The sequence below is a fragment of the Pantoea sp. Pa-EAmG genome (assembly GCF_030024295.1).
Classification (GTDB): Bacteria; Pseudomonadota; Gammaproteobacteria; order Enterobacterales; family Enterobacteriaceae; genus Pantoea; species Pantoea dispersa.
Genome location: NZ_JASEWO010000436.1, coordinates 1 through 447 on the forward strand (window position 1 = coordinate 1; position 447 = coordinate 447).

Annotated in this window: 1 protein-coding gene; it reads right to left on the reverse strand. The window is 54.8% G+C overall.

Annotated features, from left to right (window positions below; translation table 11 throughout):
* Positions 1–244: 244 nt before the first annotated feature.
* Positions 245–447: ogr/Delta-like zinc finger family protein (locus QMM04_RS23120; protein WP_282997235.1), on the reverse strand; the 203-nt coding region annotated here is incomplete at its 5' end.

Sequence of the window (447 nt, forward strand, 5' to 3'; positions counted from 1 at the left end):
GCGCGCAATGCTATCCCCGCCACGCCTGCCCGCTTTATGCATCGCTTTTCATGCAGGTGCATTGTGTGGGCTAGGTCGTGCCCTGTATGGCCTGAACGGGGAAAAGCGGTACATGATGTTGCATGCAGATCCATGCACGTTATGCATGCACGGCTCTTTACAAAGCGGCTTGCCAGAAAAAGGGCTCCAGAAAGACGGAGTACAGACATAAAAATGCCGCTGGTCGTGCAGCGGCCGTGGGGGATTAATGAACCTGGCGGAATGCTGAGCCGTAACGGCCCAGCGTCTGACGTTCTCTTACCGGTTCCGGTGGTGCTTCCGGTACGGTTTCCGGCTGTGGCGGTGCGGTGATCACCTTTGTTATGCTCTCATTCGTTTTGAAAGTACAGGAGCAGTCCAGGTTAGTGCACTGGTGATAACGCTCTTTCACCTGTTCGGACATATAGC